Source organism: Roseivirga sp., from assembly GCF_034669765.1.
Lineage (GTDB): Bacteria > Bacteroidota > Bacteroidia > Cytophagales > Cyclobacteriaceae > Roseivirga.
The window spans coordinates 338,282-355,038 of record NZ_JAXMOQ010000005.1; the positions used below are offsets into that span (position 1 = coordinate 338,282).

At 40.1% G+C, this 16,757-nt stretch carries 15 protein-coding genes; 10 read left to right on the forward strand and 5 right to left on the reverse strand.

The genetic code is table 11. The annotated features are described in order from the left end of the window. Nucleotides 1-34 precede the first annotated feature (34 nt). Entirely contained in the window at nucleotides 35-916 is an 882-nt protein-coding gene (lipA, locus tag VOI17_RS12355) for a lipoyl synthase (protein ID WP_053223562.1), read from the forward strand. A gap of 48 nt (nucleotides 917-964) precedes the next feature. Here the strand turns inward: lipA and VOI17_RS12360 are convergent, their stop codons facing one another. Next, entirely contained in the window at nucleotides 965-1,495 is a 531-nt protein-coding gene (locus VOI17_RS12360; RefSeq protein ID WP_323757531.1) for a hypothetical protein, read from the reverse strand. Nucleotides 1,496-1,800: 305 nt separating this feature from the next. Here VOI17_RS12360 and rpsT point away from each other — a divergent pair, with 305 nt between their 5' ends. From rpsT to rny, 7 genes are all read left to right on the forward strand, one after another. Further along, complete coding sequence (rpsT, locus tag VOI17_RS12365) at nucleotides 1,801-2,052, forward strand: 30S ribosomal protein S20 (protein WP_068416315.1); 252 nt, start codon at nucleotides 1,801-1,803, stop codon at nucleotides 2,050-2,052. Nucleotides 2,053-2,168: 116 nt separating this feature from the next. Then, nucleotides 2,169-2,858 carry a RadC family protein gene (gene radC / locus VOI17_RS12370; RefSeq protein WP_323757532.1) on the forward strand — a complete coding sequence of 230 codons (690 nt, stop codon included), beginning with the start codon at nucleotides 2,169-2,171 and terminating at the stop codon, nucleotides 2,856-2,858. Nucleotides 2,859-2,916: 58 nt separating this feature from the next. Next, nucleotides 2,917-3,534 (forward strand): DUF1684 domain-containing protein, encoded by a 618-nt coding sequence (locus VOI17_RS12375; RefSeq protein WP_323757533.1) that lies wholly within the window; start codon nucleotides 2,917-2,919, stop codon nucleotides 3,532-3,534. A gap of 74 nt (nucleotides 3,535-3,608) precedes the next feature. Further along, a complete protein-coding gene (gene pheT / locus VOI17_RS12380) occupies nucleotides 3,609-6,023 on the forward strand; it encodes a phenylalanine--tRNA ligase subunit beta (protein ID WP_323757534.1) in 2,415 nt (804 codons plus the stop codon). A 1-nt stretch (nucleotide 6,024) separates the two neighbouring features. Next, nucleotides 6,025-6,321 (forward strand): hypothetical protein, encoded by a 297-nt coding sequence (locus VOI17_RS12385; RefSeq protein ID WP_323757535.1) that lies wholly within the window; start codon nucleotides 6,025-6,027, stop codon nucleotides 6,319-6,321. A gap of 60 nt (nucleotides 6,322-6,381) precedes the next feature. After that, nucleotides 6,382-6,621, forward strand: coding sequence for a cell division protein ZapA (locus VOI17_RS12390; RefSeq protein ID WP_416376053.1), 240 nt, complete (start codon nucleotides 6,382-6,384; stop codon nucleotides 6,619-6,621). Nucleotides 6,622-6,684: 63 nt separating this feature from the next. Further along, on the forward strand, nucleotides 6,685-8,250 hold the full coding sequence (gene rny, locus VOI17_RS12395; RefSeq protein ID WP_323757537.1) for a ribonuclease Y: 1,566 nt from the start codon (nucleotides 6,685-6,687) through the stop codon (nucleotides 8,248-8,250). 117 nt (nucleotides 8,251-8,367) lie between these two features. On the opposite strand, the gene VOI17_RS12400 is transcribed toward rny, so the two are convergent. The 3 genes from VOI17_RS12400 to VOI17_RS12410 all read right to left on the reverse strand — a co-directional run bounded on the left by VOI17_RS12400 (nucleotide 8,368) and on the right by VOI17_RS12410 (nucleotide 13,943). Then, entirely contained in the window at nucleotides 8,368-10,428 is a 2,061-nt protein-coding gene (locus tag VOI17_RS12400) for a carboxy terminal-processing peptidase (RefSeq protein WP_323757538.1), read from the reverse strand. Nucleotides 10,429-10,607: 179 nt separating this feature from the next. After that, complete coding sequence (locus VOI17_RS12405) at nucleotides 10,608-12,989, reverse strand: ABC transporter permease (protein ID WP_323757539.1); 2,382 nt, start codon at nucleotides 12,987-12,989, stop codon at nucleotides 10,608-10,610. 18 nt (nucleotides 12,990-13,007) lie between these two features. Continuing rightward, nucleotides 13,008-13,943 (reverse strand): S41 family peptidase, encoded by a 936-nt coding sequence (locus VOI17_RS12410; RefSeq protein WP_323757540.1) that lies wholly within the window; start codon nucleotides 13,941-13,943, stop codon nucleotides 13,008-13,010. A 214-nt stretch (nucleotides 13,944-14,157) separates the two neighbouring features. Here VOI17_RS12410 and VOI17_RS12415 point away from each other — a divergent pair, with 214 nt between their 5' ends. Then, a complete protein-coding gene (locus VOI17_RS12415; RefSeq protein WP_323757541.1) occupies nucleotides 14,158-15,315 on the forward strand; it encodes a DUF4221 family protein in 1,158 nt (385 codons plus the stop codon). A 3-nt stretch (nucleotides 15,316-15,318) separates the two neighbouring features. Here the strand turns inward: VOI17_RS12415 and VOI17_RS12420 are convergent, their stop codons facing one another. Further along, on the reverse strand, nucleotides 15,319-15,798 hold the full coding sequence (locus VOI17_RS12420; RefSeq protein WP_323757542.1) for a helix-turn-helix domain-containing protein: 480 nt from the start codon (nucleotides 15,796-15,798) through the stop codon (nucleotides 15,319-15,321). 273 nt (nucleotides 15,799-16,071) lie between these two features. On the opposite strand from VOI17_RS12420, the gene VOI17_RS12425 reads away from it, so the two are divergent. Continuing rightward, nucleotides 16,072-16,599: a RidA family protein gene (locus VOI17_RS12425; RefSeq protein WP_323757543.1), complete on the forward strand. Its 528-nt coding sequence runs from the start codon at nucleotides 16,072-16,074 to the stop codon at nucleotides 16,597-16,599. Nucleotides 16,600-16,757 lie beyond the last annotated feature (158 nt).

The window sequence follows — 16,757 nt, forward strand, 5'->3', positions numbered from 1 at the left end:
ACCTTTGTGGTATTGTTAGTCAGAGGAGAAAAGGATGATTGAACTACCAGTAATTTCCAAAGAAAAAGAAACCAGAAGAAAAAAACCGGATTGGTTGCGTGTAAAACTTCCTATTGGGGAAGAATACGCCAAAGTCCGTAAACTGGTTGATCAATATAAGCTTCATACCATTTGCGAAAGCGGTAATTGCCCAAATATGGGTGAATGTTGGGGCGCAGGCACAGCCACCTTTATGATTTTAGGTAACGTGTGTACTCGAAGCTGTTCATTTTGCGCGGTAGCCACAGGCCGTCCGCCAGAATATGATACTGAAGAACCTAAAAGGGTAGCTGAAGCGATTAAGTTGATGGGAGTTAAGCACGCAGTACTTACCTCTGTTAATAGAGATGAACTTAAAGACAGAGGCGCAGAAATCTGGTACCAAACGGTAGTAGAAACAAAAAAACTAAGCCCTGAAACAACCATAGAAACACTTATTCCTGATGTTAAAGGGAACTGGGATGCATTATACAGAATGATCGATGCGGGTCAGGAAGTGGTTTCGCACAACATGGAAACTGTTGAAGAACTTTACAGAAGAGTTCGCCCACAGGCCAAATACGCTAGAAGCTTAGAAGAATTAAAACGCATTAAGGAATACGGCAAACGCTCCAAATCAGGCGCTATGCTAGGTTTAGGTGAAACTGATGAACAAGTGTTCAGATTGATGGACGACTTGGCGGAAGTGAAGCTTGATATTCTGACTTTAGGTCAATATTTGCAGCCTACCAAAATGCACCATGAAGTAATTGAATACGTTCACCCTGATAAGTTTGAATTCTTTAAAGAAGAAGGACTGAAGCGAGGAATCAAATATGTAGAATCTGGCGCATTGGTCAGGTCATCGTATCACGCAGAAAGACACGTTCACGTATAAGAAAAGAGGCGCCAATGGCGCCTCTTTTCATTTATCAATTGTCGGCTTTTAGAAAACTCGAATCCACACACCAGGTATCCAAACTCGAATACCACCTATAACGCTGTAGCGACCATCTTGCCATCGGTGATAGTCACGTTTCATAGTCCAGTGACCAGAAACCCAAACATCCCTTCTCAGCCTTCTATTGTATTCCCAGTAGCCATTTACCCAAATATGTCTGCTGCTAGGGGCAGCACTTCTATAAACTACATTCCGTCTTCCATTTCTAAAATCATAGTCGTAATATGAGTTGTTAACTCTTTTCCAACTATTGTCTCTTCTTGAATCTGTGTAACGGTAGCCGTTATTTCGAACCACCACTTTTTTCACTACAGTTTCTGTCCTCCCGTTTCGGGTAGTTCTAGTGTTGTAAACTTTCTTACGATCATCGTTTCTTCCACGATTATCATCTCGTTTTTCAACTTTACTTTTACCTCGGTTGTTTCGGCTATCATTACTTCGCCTCTGAGCCTGTATCTCTCCTTCGGCAAAAAGCCCAACCACCATAATTCCTACAAACAGTATTACTCTTTTCATAACCTTGATATTTAAGTTTTCAACAAGGGTCGACCATTTTATTAATGCATTACAGGCTCACATTTCCATTATCGTGCCAAAAAGAAAATGGGTTTAGAGAAAAGAACTTCTGAATTCAACATTCTACTTGTTCCTGGCAGAACAAATCGGTAAAATTGCACTCGCATTGACAAATAGTAAGCAGCTCAATCATTGAGAATAATTATTGTTTGGCTCTTTGGTAAATTTCAACATTAGTGTTTGCAAATATTATTATAAGACTTATCTTTGCGTCCCGAATTTGAGAAATTGTAAGTAATAAATACATGGCAAATCATAAGTCTGCATTAAAAAGAATACGTTCGAACGAGGCTAAACGATTGAGAAACCGTTATCAGCACAAAACCACTCGTACTTACATCAAGAGATTGAGAGATACCTCTGATAAAGCTGAGGCTCAAGAGTTATTGAAGAAGGTTATTGGAATGGTGGATAAATTGGCTAAAACCAATATCATCCATAAAAACAAAGCTGCCAATAACAAATCAAAATTAACCAAGCTGGTAAACAGCCTTTAAGGGTTAATTAATAAAAATACTTGAAACCGAACTCTTCAGGGTTCGGTTTTTTTTGTTGCCCAATATTTAATATTCATCCATTTTTATTATATTCAGTCTTCCCATTCTAATATAAAATGGAAAAAGGTCTGAATATTCTTAAATGGGCTGAAGAAGATCGCCCGCGTGAAAAACTCCTACTGAAAGGCAAGTCTGCATTATCCGATGCCGAATTAATAGCCATTCTTATTGGTTCAGGATCTCGTGAGTTAAGTGCCGTTGATCTTTCGAAAAAAATTCTCTCCAACTCCAACAATGACCTCAACACATTGGCCAAAGAATCGGTCACTGACCTACAGCAATTCAAAGGGATTGGTGAAGCCAAGGCTATTTCTATTGTGAGTGCTTTAGAATTAGGCAGAAGAAGAAAAGTGTTTCAATCGGCTAAAAAACTAAAAATTTCCAATTCAAAAGACGCGTACGAGCTTATGAAGCCCGAATTGACGGATCAGCCTGTTGAACAATTTTGGGTAATTATGCTCAAAAGAAATAATGAGGTTATTCAGAAAAGGGTAATTAGCCTAGGTGGAGTTTCAGGCACAGTGGCAGACCCTAAAGTGATCTTCAAAAAGGCATTAGAAGATTTGGCAAGTGGAATTATCCTTGTTCACAACCACCCCTCAGGTAACCTAAAGCCAAGCCAAGCAGACATTAAACTCACTGAAAAACTTAAGAATGCCGGAGAATTACTTGAAATACCCGTTTTAGACCATCTCATCTTTACCGATGACGGTTACTATAGCTTCACAGATGAGAGCTTAATCTAACCCACACTTAAATCAACTTTACATTTGAGTTTCAGCCTTTTCAACCTTACTTTGCAGCATGAAAAGGAGCACCATTTTCGTTATTTTGATTGTTTTGCTATTGGGTGTCACGGTATTCAACTTTCTTGCCATCGGAGAAAGTTCTGAGGATTATACCACACGAATTGAAACAGAACGAAAAGACAAAGACAAGCGCATGCTCGCTTCAAGTTCTCCCCTACTGGATGAAGAGAAGAAAATCTTCACTAAGCTCAACTATTACCCCGTAAATGAAGATTATAAAATCTTAGCGCGTTTGGTTGAAATAAAAAAGAAGGTACCTGTCTTCATTACCACTACTACTGGCGAACAAGAAAAGTATATTCCATACGCACACGCACAATTCGAACTAGAAGGCAAGCAACAAAAGCTATTACTATACAAAGACTGGGACGATGTAAACCCAAACCGCTTATTTTTAATGTTTGCCGATGACACCAGCGGAGACGAAACTTATGGTGGCGGTAGATACATCGATTTGACGGAAAACGGCACCAATTCCATCATTGTAGACTTCAACACAGCCTACAATCCGTATTGCCACTTCAACCCAGACTACAGCTGCCCTATCCCTCCTGCCGAAAATTTGATGAAAGTTCCAATTAAAGCAGGCGAAAAGCTCTACAAAAACCATTAAGCACATTGTTGGAAAGCTTAAATCATTAATTTTGCTCTTTCACCTAAATTTGGTGGAACAAGTAAATTATCAGCATGAAGATTTCCCTTAACTGGCTTAAAGAATATATTCAAATCACTGAATCTGCAGAAGAAATTGCAGCACTTTTAACTGGCTCTGGACTCGAAGTAGAAACTTGGGAGGAAGTAGAATCTGTAAAAGGTGGCCTGAAAGGCTTGGTCATTGGTGAAGTCATCACTTGTGCAAAACATCCCAACGCAGATAAACTAAGTGTAACCACCGTTGATATTGGAGGAGAACAGCTTTCTCCAATTGTCTGTGGCGCTCCAAATGTAAAAGCAGGTCAGAAAGTAATTGTTGCTACCGTAGGTGCAGCTTTATACCCAAGCTCTGGCGATTCATTTCAAATAAAAAAGGCCAAGATTAGAGGCGAAGTTTCGGAAGGTATGATTTGTGCCGAAGATGAAATAGGACTTGGTCAATCGCATGATGGCATTTTAGTGCTTGATACAGATTTACCCAACGGCACTCCTGCCGCAGACTATTTCAATTTAGAATCTGACTTTGTTTTTGAAATTGGATTAACACCAAACAGAGCAGATGGTGCTTCGCATATTGGTGTGGCCAGAGACCTAAAGGCACTTCTGAATAGAAAAGTTGAATTTCCTTCCGTTGAAAATTTCAAAGTAGACAATGAGAAAAGAGTCATTCCAGTAACTGTTGAAAATACGGAAGCCTGCCCAAGGTATTCTTCCCTTACGATTACAGGGGTTACCGTAACCGATTCGCCCGATTGGTTAAAGACTAGATTGAATTCAATTGGAATCAAGCCCACGAATAATGTGGTCGACATTACCAATTATATACTTCATAGTCTTGGTCAACCAATGCATGCTTTTGATGCGGATGAAATTGTAGGAGATAAAGTAACTGTAAAAACACTTCCAGAAGGAACGGCATTCACAAGCCTAGATGAGAAAGAAAGAAAACTAGCCGATACGGACCTGATGATTTGTAATGAGGCTGGTGGAATGTGTATCGCTGGTGTATTTGGTGGTATAAAATCAGGTGTTAAGAAAACCACTCAAAACGTATTTTTAGAAAGTGCTTATTTCTCTCCTGACTACATTCGAAGAAGTGCACAGAAGCATCAGTTAAAAACCGATGCCTCTTTCCGATACGAGCGTGGAACTGACCCAAACATTACAGTTCATGCTTTAAAGTATGCTGCATTGCTTATTAAAGAGCTCGCTGGAGGCGAAATTTCGTCACCAATAGCGGACTTCTACCCAGCCCCGATTAAGGACTTCGAAGTAGAGGTTAAGTTTGCGAATATCGACCGCTTAATAGGCAAGGCAATTGGAAATGACAGAATCAAGTCTATTCTTGAAAGCTTAGACATTCAGATTCAGAATGAAACTGAAACTGGCTTTACCGCTATTGTTCCTCCTTTCCGTGTAGATGTTCAGCGCGAAGCCGACATTGTGGAAGAAGTATTGAGAATTTACGGCTACAACAATATTGAGATTGATGAGCATTTAAGCAGCTCTTTCCTTTCAGAATTTCCAGCTAAAGATGCCGATGGAATCAAAAAAGAAACCTCTCGTTTGTTAGCTGGCGCAGGGTTTCACGAAATCGTAACCAACTCACTTACTAAAGATGGTTATTCGAATGCTACTGCTGCCATTGATGAAAACGACAACGTTAAAATACTTAACTATTTGAGTGAAGATTTAAACGTGATGCGTCAAACACTTTTATTCCATGGCCTTGAGGTTATCGACAGAAATGTAAAACGTAAAAACGGTGACTTAAAACTTTTCGAGTTTGGAACCACTTATCATTTCATAAAAGAAAAATATGTAGAGCGCTCTAGGCTTTCGTTGTTTGTAACAGGAAATACCACCCCTGAGAGCTGGCTATCACCAAACCGAAAGGTGAACTTTCATGATTTATCCGCCATTGTGCTTAAATTATTAGCCAAATTCGGTATTCATAAAATTGAAAACCAAGAAATTGAAAGTGAGTTATTCGGATATGGATTAACAATTTCCACCAATCAAAAACCAATCGTACACTTGGGAAAGGTGAACGCTGAGGTGGCCAAATTAACGGATGTTTCTACCGAAGTATTCTTTGCAGATTTCGATTGGGACTATATTCAAAAATTTTATACTTCTGAATTTACCTTCCAGCCAATCTCTAAATACCCTGAGGTAAAAAGAGACTTGTCATTAGTTGTTGATAAAGCCATAAATTTTGATGACATTAGGAAGTTAGCAGAAAAGCTTGAGCGATCATTGATCAATCGAATCACTGTTTTTGATGTGTATGAAGGCGGCAAAATTGATGCGGGTAAAAAAGCCTATGCCATTAGTTTCTATCTTCAAGACCAAGAAAAGACATTGACTGACAAAGTCATTGACAAAAGTATGAGCCGATTAATGCAAGGTTTTGAGCGCGAGCTTGGGGCAGTAATAAGAAAATAAGATGGCAGAATTATCGCTTTTTGAACGTCTAGACCGTGTGCAACAGCAGTTAAAACAACTGGTGAGCAAGCATGAAGTATTGAAACAGGAAAACAAAGCGCTAACAAACCAAAACTCTGAGCTAAAAGGGCAAGTAATTGATCTTCGAACTCAAATTGCTGATTTTAAAAATCAGGATAAAATCACTAAAATTGTATCAAACACAACCGTAGAAAAGGAAGAGTCTACAGCGTTGAAACATAAGTTAAACGAGTATATTAAGGAAATAGATAAATGTATTACTCATTTAAGTGAGTAGTATGATCATATGGTAGACATTCTATCAATAAAAATCAAAATTGGGGACCGGGAGTACCCTATGAAAGTTAAACCTGAAGAGGAGCAAAGGGTACGTAATGCAGGCAAGTTAATAAATGAGAAATTACGATCTTTTAAAGACCAGTTTGGCATAGATGACAAAGAAGATCTCTTAGCCATGGTAGCATTCGATAGTATGATCGCAAAGATGAAAGTGGAAAGTGAAGTAGCGTCAATAGATTCTACAACTTCTGGCCAGTTGGATCAGCTTGAAAACATAATTAAAACAGCCCTCTCCTAATTCTTTAAATACCGATTTAGATTACGTTTCAGTACACTTCCAATTCTACCTATAGATTCACATATGGGAGAAACAGTTACAATCCTCATTACGGCCATCGGAGCGTTGGCTATAGGGGTGTTCATAGGAAGACTTCTGTTACAAAAGGTTAACACGAAGGCTGCTCAAGAACTTGCAGAAAAAGGCAAATTAATCATGAAAGAGGCTGAACTTACAGCCGAAACCCTCAAAAAAGATAAAATTCTTGAGGCCAAAGAAAAGTACCTACAGCTTAAATCTGAGTTTGAAGAAGAGGTTAATCGCAAGAAAAATCAAATCATCACCAACGAAAACAAGCTAAAGCAAAAAGAAGCTACACTCAATACTCAGCTCGAAAAGGTAAAGCGAAAAGAAGCTGAAGTTGATAGCACAAAAGAGAATGTAGAAGCACAGCTAGAGATTGTCAGAAAACGTAAAGAAGACCTTGAAAAAAAGGTTGATGAAAAAGTGAGAGCGCTAGAAAAAGTTGCTCAACTTTCAGCTGATGAGGCGCGTGAACAACTGATGGAAACCTTGAAGGTTGAAGCTGAATCAAAGGCATCTGTGCTCATTAAAGACATTATTGATGAGGCCAAGCTCACAGGAGCGAAAGAAGCCAAAAAGATTGTCATTGAATCCATTCAAAGAACCGCCACGGAACATGCAGTTGAAAACTGTGTATCCATTTTCCACATTGAAAGCGATGATGTAAAAGGTAAAATTATTGGTAGAGAAGGTAGAAATATTCGTGCGCTAGAGGCCGCTACTGGGGTAGAAATCATTGTTGATGATACTCCTGAAGCGATCATCATTTCTGGCTTCGATCCGGTAAGAAGAGAAGTCGCTCGACTTTCTTTGCATAGGCTTGTAACTGATGGCAGAATTCACCCAGCAAGAATTGAAGAAATCGTAACCAAAACCACTCAAAATATTGAGGAAGAAATCGTAGAGATTGGTGAAAGAACAGTGATTGACTTAGGTATTCATGGCCTCCACCCAGAACTCATCAAACTGGTAGGTCGAATGAGATTTAGGTCTTCTTATGGCCAAAACTTACTTCAGCATTCAAGAGAAGTCGCCAGACTTTGTGCTACCATGGCTTCGGAATTAGGCTTAAATGCCAAGCGTGCGAAAAGAGCAGGTTTGCTTCACGATATTGGAAAGGTTTGGCCAGAAGAACCAGAAATTCCACATGCATTATTAGGAATGGAATTGGCTCAGAAATACAAGGAGCATCCAGAGATTTGTAATGCGATTGGAGCTCACCACGATGAAATTGAAATGACATCAATGATCTCTCCACTTATTCAGGCTTGTGACGCTATCTCAGGCGCTCGCCCTGGCGCTAGAAGAGAAGTGATGGAATCTTATATCAAACGACTAAAAGACCTTGAGGCGCTTGCCTTAGACTTTGACGGAGTGAATAAATGCTACGCCATACAGGCTGGTAGAGAATTAAGAGTTTTGGTAGATGCCGACTCTGTTTCTGATACTACAGCGGGTCAGCTTTCATTTGATATTTCGCAGAAAATCGAAAAGGACATGCAGTACCCAGGACAAATTAAGGTGACTGTAATTCGTGAAATGAGAGCAGTAAACTACGCTAAATAGCATTGTACTTGATAAGCGTCTTGAATAAGGAATTCTTACTCAGACTAAAAAACAAAAATGGCTGACCTTCATCTGAAGACCAGCCATTTTTATTTGTTCTACCTTTACGATAGCCGCTTATCCTTTGCTCTTTTTCGCTGCAACCTGTTCAGCTAAGAGTATAATACTTTCCTTTAAGAATGGATCTTTCAATTCATTCAAAGAGTGATTTAACCCTTTGCTTGAACCCAATTCTTTAAGAGAATCTCCAATTTTTACTCTGGCATCTCTTTTCTTTTCGAAGTCATCAGCTTCTTTTTTACGCGTATCATAATTCAATGAAACTGAAGTTTTCGCCCTGGCCTTATTCAGCTCATTTATATCATACTGGTAATCAACCAAGCTCTGATCTGTCTTTAATCTTTCCTCATGAGACTTTTTCAATTTGGCAATCAAGTCATTGTCTACATAATTAAGTGGAGTAAACTTTGCCGCTGGAATTTTATCCCATGGTAATGCACTTGGTTTTGAGCTTTCCCCAAATTCTTCGGCACTAAAAGCAGATGGTAGACTAATATCTGGCGAAACACCCAAATGCTGAGTACTACTCCCTGTTACCCTATAGAATTTTGCTATGGTATATTTGATCAAGCCCAGTTCATCAGTAGTTGGCTCTCGTAGGAAATCATTCAATCCCCTCACGTTCTGAACGGTCCCTTTACCGTAAGTCTGCTCTCCAACAATCACAGCTCTTTTATAGTCCTGCAATACGGCAGCAAAAATTTCAGAGGCTGAGGCAGAAAAACGGTTTGTCATGATGCTTAATGGGCCATTATAAAACATTTTCTCCTTATCGTCTTCCTTAGCAATTTGGCCATTCGCATATTTAATTTGAACTACTGGGCCACCGGGTAAGAACAAACCTGACAAACTAATTGCTTCCAGTAATGAACCTCCACCATTGTTTCTTAAATCCAGCATCACTCCTTCTACACCCTCTTCTTGAAGTTGTGTAATTAGCTTTTTAACATCGTTGGTAGCGCTACTATAATCCTTTTCTCCACCTTCAAGACCTTCAGAATCCAAATAGAAATCGGGAAGCGTAATAACTCCCAAATTGTAAGTTTTACCCCCTTCTTCATACTGAACCACCTGGCTCTTAGCCTTCGCCTCATCGTATTTAATCTTGTCTCTAACGATGTTCACGATTTTAGTCTGCCCACCTACTGGTCTTCCCGCGGGTAAGAACTCTATGCGAACCAAGGTTCCTTTTGCTCCACGAATTTGACCAGCTACCTCATCAGATCTCCACCCTACAACGTCAATCATTTCACCTTCAGCTCCCTGAGCAATCCCCACTACCCTATCATCTACATTAATCTGACCACTTAAAAAAGCCGGGCCACCAGGGCGCAACTCAACAATTTTTGTGAAATCATCATCTTGCTGTAAAGTAGCACCGATTCCTTCCATGGCTTTAGAACTTTCACGCTGAAAGTCTTCGGCACTTCTTGGTCCAAAATAACTTGTATGAGGGTCGAATGACTCGGTTACGGAATTCATCAGTATCTCGAAGACATCAGTGCTATTGTACTTGTCTACATTACTTTTAAAACGCTCATAACGCGTTACAAGCGTTTCAGAAATCTTTTTATCTTCAGAACCACTTAATTTTAAGCTTAGGGCCTGACTCTTTATTATTTTTCTCCATAATTCATCTTGCTCTTGAACAGACTGAGGATAAGGCGCCTTCTCTCTATCAAAAACAAAGTCTTCATTTTTCGTGAAGTCAAATTTCTTTGAAGATTCTGCCAAAGCATATTTAAGGCGCTCTTCCACCCTTTTCTTATAAATATTGAAGATGTAAAAGGCTGGAACTAAATTCCCACGCTTCAAATCTTCATCGAAAGCAAAGCGATACTTCTGAAACGACTTAATATCTGCAGCTAAAAAGTAATTTTTGCTGCCGTCCAATGACTCAATAAAATTATCTAGAATAACTGAAGACAGCGAGTCATTTAAATCAATTTCTCTGTAATGAAAAAAATCAAGGATTTGAGTGACCATAATGGCTTCCTTGATGTGCTCTGACTTTGGCTGCAAATACTTTGTAGTATCAGCCGCATCAGAAGCATAAATATTGGTGCTGCCCAATAATATGAGAGCAGGTATGATAATTAACTTTTTAAACAATTTCATAATAAGTAATAAGCTTTTCAAACTCAAAAAACCCAAATAGAGGGAAGGGTATAAATCTAACGAAAATAAGCGCTTTTCGTCTTTACCGATGATCACATTCTTTGGATACAACAATTAAACCAATTCTAATCATTTAGGTTGCGACCCCTACTCTCAATAATGTTAAAGTTTGCTAAAATCTATTCGCACCTCAGCGATCTGGCAGGATTAACCATGGCAGCTTTAACCGATTGGTAGGTTACTGTGGCCAAAGCGATAAACAAAGCCACAACTGCCGAAGCCAAGAACCACAGCCAGTTAATATCCACACGATAGGCAAAATCACTCAACCAGTACTCCATCATATAGTAAGCCAAAGGGCTGGCCAAAAGCACAGCAACAATAATCAGTTTTGTGAATTGGTTTGAAAGCAATACAACGATTCCGAAAATTGAGGCACCCAACACTTTTCTCACTCCAATCTCTTTTGTTTTTTGCTGGGCGGTAAAGGCTGAAAGTCCGAATAGACCCAAACAGGCAATGAAAATAGCCAGCCAAGTAAAGCTAAAAACTAGTGTTCCGAACTTTTCATCGGATTGATATTGCTGACCAAATTCTTCATCAAAGAAACGGTACTCTAAAGGACTATTCGGAAAAACCTCAGCCCAAGTGCTTTGCACAAAAGCCATTGTTTTGCTTATATCTGCTGCGTTCAATTTAATGGCCAAGCTACCTCCGCCATTAGGATTATAGAACATGGCCAGTGGTTCGATTTGATAGCGAAGTGAAGCAAAATGAAAGTCTTTCACTACACCAATAATGGTGGACTCATTTTGGCCAAAAGATAACTTCTTCCCTATTGGCTCATCCCAAGCCAACTGCCTGGCCATGGCCTCATTAATCATTACAGCCTGCTGCTGATCTGTAGCAATTTCCTTATTAAAGAGTCTTCCTTGGGCAATTTCCATCCCCATCAAGTCTACAAAACCCTCATCGAAATTAAGCACACTCACGATCCATCGATCATCTGGCCCAGCACCTTCAGGAGTAACTCCTCTTCGACCAAAGGTACGGCCTGGCATTGAAGCCGTACCAGCTGTAGCTATGATGGAAGGATTTTGTTCTAGCTTATTTTTAAGCACTTGAATAGAAGGTTGTAAGCTCGGGTGACTCACATCTAAGGTGAGAATTTGTTCTGTATCAAAACCTTTGTCGGCATTGCGCAAAAGTTGCAATTGGTCATACACGATGGTCGTTCCAATAATCATGACAATGGACACCATAAACTGAAAGACCACCAAAGATTTTCTTAGAACAACGCCTTTTCCGCTGGTCTTAAAAGAACCGCGTAGGATGCTAATTGGGCTGAAGCTGGACAACATAAAAGCAGGATAACTTCCCGAAAACAGCCCTAATATTACAGTAAAGACGATTGCACCTACTATCCAAACGGGGTTAGAAATAAAGTGGATGGCCAAGTTATCGTTAAACGGAAGGCTCACTGCCGAGCCCAAAGCTGCCACCAAGCCGATGGAGATCACCAAGGAGAAAAGACAAAGGAAGATTGACTCTACCATGAACTGATTGATCAGTTGCTTTTTTACCGCCCCAAACACCTTTCGAATTCCAACTTCCATTGCCCTATTGGCCGATCTGGCGGTGGACAAATTCATAAAATTGAAAGAGGCAATGAGCATTACAAAAAGACCAACGGCAGCCAAAGTATACACATAGCCTTCGTCAGTTTTGCCCAGGTTATAGTTCTCGAAAAGAATTCCACTAGATTTTAAATGAACATCCTTTAAAGGTTGAAGCGTAACACTAAAATTTTCGCCCACATTATTCGAACGGATCAAGGGTTCCATTTTCCCCTCCACCGTTTCTTCATTCACAGGATTGGCCAATTCCACATAGGTCACCATGCTGATGCTTTGCCATGAATTGAGGAATTGTGAAAAACCAGAGGTGGTATCTGCCTGCTGCATCGAAACAATGACATCGAAATTAAGGTGGCTATTTTCAGTTACATCTTTCATTACGGCTACCACTTCCAAACCCGGCTGGCCTCCAATGTCAATTCGCTTGCCGATGGGATTATCTGAGCCAAAAGTTTTCTGCGCCATGCTCTGCGTTACCACCACTGTATTGGGGTTTTTCAAGGCATTGTCCATATCGCCTTCCACCAATTTGAAATCGAACATTTCAAAAATAGAAGGTTCGGCATAAGCAAAATGATCGGTATAAAAACCTTGTTGCTCATAGGTAATCAATTGCCTTCCCTGAGGTAACATTCTCACCCTGTTTACTACTTCCGGAAAATTATCTTCCATAGATTCCCCCAAAGCGGGAAGTGTAATACCTACTAAACTATTGCTTACTCCCAAGGCCCTGTCTATCGTAAGCACCCTAAAGATTTTATCAGATTTAGAATGAAACTTATCGAACGATAATTCATTCTGAACAAATAGAAAAATAATGATACAGCAGGCCATACCTATAGACAGGCCCAACACATTGATGACTGAAGTTGCCTTACTTTTCAACAGACTTCTAAGTGCAATTTTGATGTAGTTCTTGATCATATTCTAAATTTAATTCTGTTAGTTTTTTGCCCCTATAAGCTCCAAAGCTTTATCCAAAGCAGCATCAGCTGTTGTTTCAATATTGGGCTTAACCCCCACTCCTTCCCAGTTGGTTTTGGTAATTGGGTTAATCGCCCTGCCTTGCGGCACATTCACAATAAACCCATCAGTGATGAGCATTGGACCACCCGGATGCGCCCCTCCGCCCGTAGTTTCACCAATGATGGTGGCACGTTTTAGATTCTTCAAGTTATAAGTAAATTCTTCTGCCGCAGAAAAAGTGTAATTGCTGGTGAGCACATAAACTGGCACATTCGGCTTATAAACTGATGCCAAGTCTGGGGCTGTCCAGGTTTCTGAATAGCTGTCGCTTGGCCGCCAATAAAAAGTATTCAAGTGAACTGGCTGATCTCCAAAAAGGTAACTCGAAATAAACCTGATCATGGATGGAGAGCCTCCTCCGTTTTTTCTTAGGTCGAAGATTATAGCATCGGACTGAATCAGTTTATCCATTGCTGCCTTTGCTACCTCTTCTGCAAATCGGATATCGGAAAATCCTCTTAGGTCTAAATAACCAATATTTCCCTCAAGAATATCAACCTCTTCAAAGCCATAATTACCTTGGGCTGGTCTACCGCCTGTCGGGCTACCTTGCTGAATGGCCTCAAAACGTGTAGGGTTATAAGTTACCCGAATGTGCTTATCATTGGCCACTGACTTCAAATCGGTATCAAGTTGCTTTGCCATTGCATCAGCTGTTTCGATTGCAATATATTCTCCCTTTTTAAGCTTTGAGAGAATCAAGTCACTCATGGCTTTCCCCTTTTCTGGAAATACATAATTTCGATCAATGATTTGAGCCAGTTGAGTAACTACTTCTGTGCGGTCGAACGACTGGGCGTTTAAACAAACAGAGCATAAAACTAAGAGTAAGGAAATCAATGTTCTTGGCATATCTGCTACAATAATAGGTAACTACTTACCAAAAAACATACCTAAAACAAATACCCATTACAAACAATTGGAAATCAACAATTTAAAAAACCCTCACACTCGTTAATAACAAAATAATGAGCGATCATGAACAGTAGGCTGCACGATTCTAGTGCAAAAATTATTGTGCAATCTTATCTAAAACTATGAATTTAGTTTAACTTAGATCTGACTTATGACAAGAAAACAAAACCTCTCCGCACTCTCTATTATAGCCATTGGTTTATTGATCTTCAGTTGTGGAAACTCCAAGCCAAAAGACAAGCCGGATGCAAGCTTAGTGCCCAGCGAAACGATTAACTTTTTACTCGATAATCAGACCTCAAATTTGAGTAGCTTCTTGGCCTACCACGATAATTCAGGAGATGGTTTGTTGTTTTCCCTCAATCAGCAAACCAATGAAGTTCAGGCCTACTCCATGAACGAGCAGAAACTGGTTCATCAAAACTCATATGCTATTGAAGGCCCAAAAGGCGTAAATGAAATCGAGGCCTTTCATATTGTTCGTTTCGACAGCATCATGATTTTCCCTACTAACAAAAATTCAGTTTACACTTCCAATATTTTGAAGGGTTCGGTGGAAGGATCAAAATATGAACCTCCTTTGGGCTACTCCAATGCCTCGTTTAGGCCCAGTGCTTTCCCCTCTAACTCGGCATTAATAGGCGGAAAACTTATGGTAAAAACCAGCTTTATGGGAAATCCATATTTACTCTCGGACGATGAAATGGCCGCTACACATTTGACTTACTCTATTGATCTTACTTCAGGCCAAACCACTCCTCTTCCTCATTTCTTCCCGAAGGGATATTGGGGAGACAAAAAGACTTATTTCCGATTCAGTATGAGCGCTGGCCCTAAGTTTGTCTATTCCTTTTTCGGAGATCATCATGTTTATTATGCAGATTCGCCAAACTCCAAACTATCTCCTGTGTTAGCAGAAAGTAAATATTTTAAGAAAAGCATCGACCGCTACCCTACAGATGGTTCGCCAGAGGATAGAGGGATGTATCCGATTGTAACAGCTCATTACGGAAACATTATTTATGACCAATACCGAGAGGTCTATTATAGGTTTTGTTTCCCAGGCGTAGAAATACAAGACGGAGACAAGATCTCCCAGCTTATGTCATTCCCCAGAACGTTTTCCATTCAAATATTGGATAAGGACTTGAATCCCGTTGGAGAAACATACTTCGGGAAAAATACAGCGTTGGCTCCCTACAATTCATTTGTAGGAAAAGGTGGGCTTTACATTTCCATTAACCATCCCGAAAACCCCGAGAACAAAGAAGATTTTATGAGTTTTAAACGCTTTGAGTTGACCTGGTAGGGCTTACAATAGAGACTTCACCCTGTCATACATAGATTTTTCATCCAGTGCGGATTCTATGGTCTTTATGTCGTCTAGGAAGTTTTGCTTGCTATCGATTAAAAGCTGGTCGTTGGCCTTTTTAATTTTAAGCCAAAGGCCTTCCATTTTACCTACTAATTCAATGCCTTTATCACTGAGTTTTAAAAGGCGCTTTCTTTGGTCGGCTTCGTCTTTCGATTCAATCACCAACTTCTTCTTTACTAAAATATTTGCTACTTGATTTACGGCAGGATGGGTTTGTTGTAAACTGGCCGCCAACTCTGTCACCGCCAGCTCTTCCCCATTCTTTAGGGCATACACTACAGCAAACCAACGGGGTTCAAAATCGAAGTCAGATTCTTTATAAATAGCGGCCACATCTTTGGCCAATCGCTCACTCAAGTTTTTCAGGCGAGTAGCCAAAGCCAAACTGCCCAACTCTTCAATTATATTCCTTTCCAATTATCTTATCTTTTTGGGTGGAAGCTGAAAACCCTAACCCAATGATCATTTCATTTCAACTAGGCCGACACCAACCTTATCGACAAATATCTATTCCTCAACTCCCGATTACTGCCAATCGCTTTCCCCTAGAATAAATATTTTTTTCTAAGATAATACAGAAAGCCTGATCTGGCTGGCGTTTTTTTACCTAAGGTCAGATTATAGGAATTAAGGCGGCTCCAATCCCAACCATATATTAACTTTTGTATCTTCAACTTAAAACCTAAACCAATGGCACTAAAAGCTAAGCACCTTTTATTTCTCTTTATTATTCTATCCATTTTTTCCTCTTGTGAAACCGAAGACAACGATGACGATAATGAGCACACCTCAGAGGAGGTTGTTCGCTTCGAAAGAGAGGGATCATCCATTCTAAAGGGGGTGAAAGTACCCGCGGGAAAAAGCATCTATTTTGCCAGTGGTATTGTGGCCAACCCAAAAGACGAAACCAAGCCCGAAGGCGACCGTGAGAGATTTGGAAATACCTATGAACAAAGCGTGAGCACCTTAAAACGAATTGCTGATTATTTGGGCGAAGAAGGTTTGGGCTTAGAAGATGTAGTGGCCATGAAAGTATATGTTGCTCCCGACCCAGAAAACGACAACAAGCCTGATTTCGATGGCTGGTTTAAAGCCTATGCTGAATTCTTCGCAACGGAAGAAAACCCCAATAAAGTAGCGAGATCGACCATTGGAGTATTTACCTTGGTCAACCCAAATATGTTTATTGAGGTGGAGGTAAGGGCGGTTTATAAGTGATGCTTTAGGGCTTCATGATAGTATCAAATGATACTATGAATGATAAGGTTTTCTAAGAAGTTGGGAGTTTTCTTTATGTGGTGTGAGAGGCGCACCTCGTTAGTTACAACTGGCGAGGTGGTTTACTCGATTAGCGCGATTTTATCACATAAGAAATT

Coding starts and splice junctions, on each gene's coding strand:
- lipA (WP_053223562.1), top strand. CDS start 35: ATGATTGAACTACCAGTAATTTCCAAAGAAAAAGAAACCAGAAGAAAA.
- VOI17_RS12360 (WP_323757531.1), bottom strand. CDS start 1,495: ATGAAAAGAGTAATACTGTTTGTAGGAATTATGGTGGTTGGGCTTTTT.
- rpsT (WP_068416315.1), top strand. CDS start 1,801: ATGGCAAATCATAAGTCTGCATTAAAAAGAATACGTTCGAACGAGGCT.
- radC (WP_323757532.1), top strand. CDS start 2,169: ATGGAAAAAGGTCTGAATATTCTTAAATGGGCTGAAGAAGATCGCCCG.
- VOI17_RS12375 (WP_323757533.1), top strand. CDS start 2,917: ATGAAAAGGAGCACCATTTTCGTTATTTTGATTGTTTTGCTATTGGGT.
- pheT (WP_323757534.1), top strand. CDS start 3,609: ATGAAGATTTCCCTTAACTGGCTTAAAGAATATATTCAAATCACTGAA.
- VOI17_RS12385 (WP_323757535.1), top strand. CDS start 6,025: ATGGCAGAATTATCGCTTTTTGAACGTCTAGACCGTGTGCAACAGCAG.
- VOI17_RS12390 (WP_416376053.1), top strand. CDS start 6,382: ATGAAAGTTAAACCTGAAGAGGAGCAAAGGGTACGTAATGCAGGCAAG.
- rny (WP_323757537.1), top strand. CDS start 6,685: ATGGGAGAAACAGTTACAATCCTCATTACGGCCATCGGAGCGTTGGCT.
- VOI17_RS12400 (WP_323757538.1), bottom strand. CDS start 10,428: ATGAAATTGTTTAAAAAGTTAATTATCATACCTGCTCTCATATTATTG.
- VOI17_RS12405 (WP_323757539.1), bottom strand. CDS start 12,989: ATGATCAAGAACTACATCAAAATTGCACTTAGAAGTCTGTTGAAAAGT.
- VOI17_RS12410 (WP_323757540.1), bottom strand. CDS start 13,943: ATGCCAAGAACATTGATTTCCTTACTCTTAGTTTTATGCTCTGTTTGT.
- VOI17_RS12415 (WP_323757541.1), top strand. CDS start 14,158: ATGACAAGAAAACAAAACCTCTCCGCACTCTCTATTATAGCCATTGGT.
- VOI17_RS12425 (WP_323757543.1), top strand. CDS start 16,072: ATGGCACTAAAAGCTAAGCACCTTTTATTTCTCTTTATTATTCTATCC.